The sequence below is a fragment of the Dietzia massiliensis genome, from assembly GCF_018390595.1.
Classification (GTDB): domain Bacteria; phylum Actinomycetota; class Actinomycetes; order Mycobacteriales; family Mycobacteriaceae; genus Dietzia; species Dietzia massiliensis.
The window spans coordinates 1-474 of sequence record NZ_JAHBAV010000166.1 but is presented as its reverse complement, the minus strand read 5'-3'; the positions used below and the strand labels follow the sequence as shown (position 1 = coordinate 474).

Here is a 474-nt window from a genome sequence, read left to right as displayed (position 1 = left end):
GATCTGGCTGCTGCCGCCGCTTTCCTGGGCGTGGCAGGGCATGATCTTCGCCGTCCTGACCGTCGTCGTCGCCTATCTGTGGTGGTACTGGCTGCGCCGGCGCCCGGCGGCCGCATCCGGCGGTTCGCCGGTGCTCAACCAGCGCAACCGCCAGCTGATCGGCACTCGCGCTACGCTGACGGAGCCGATGCACAACGGCATGGGGCGCATCAATATCGGCGCCAGCCGCTGGCGCGCGCAGGCGGCGGAAGATCTGCCCGCCGGCACCGAAGTGGAAGTGGTGGCGGTGGAAGGGGTCACGCTGGTGATCCGCGCCATCGGCCGTTAATTAGAACGACAGCATCCCGCCAGGTTGTTGATGATGGGGCACTCTGCCCCCTCGTCGCCCGGGCATTGGTCGGCCAGCGTCACCAGGCGCTGGCGCATTTCGCCCAGTTCGCTGATGTGCCTGTCGATCTCCGCCACCTTCTGCAG

At 67.7% G+C, this 474-nt stretch carries 1 protein-coding gene; it reads left to right on the top strand.

The genetic code is table 11. The annotated features are described in order from the left end of the window. A partial coding sequence (locus tag KHA85_RS20155) for an NfeD family protein (RefSeq protein WP_213186657.1) occupies nucleotides 1-328 on the top strand: 328 nt, incomplete at its 5' end. Nucleotides 329-474 lie beyond the last annotated feature (146 nt).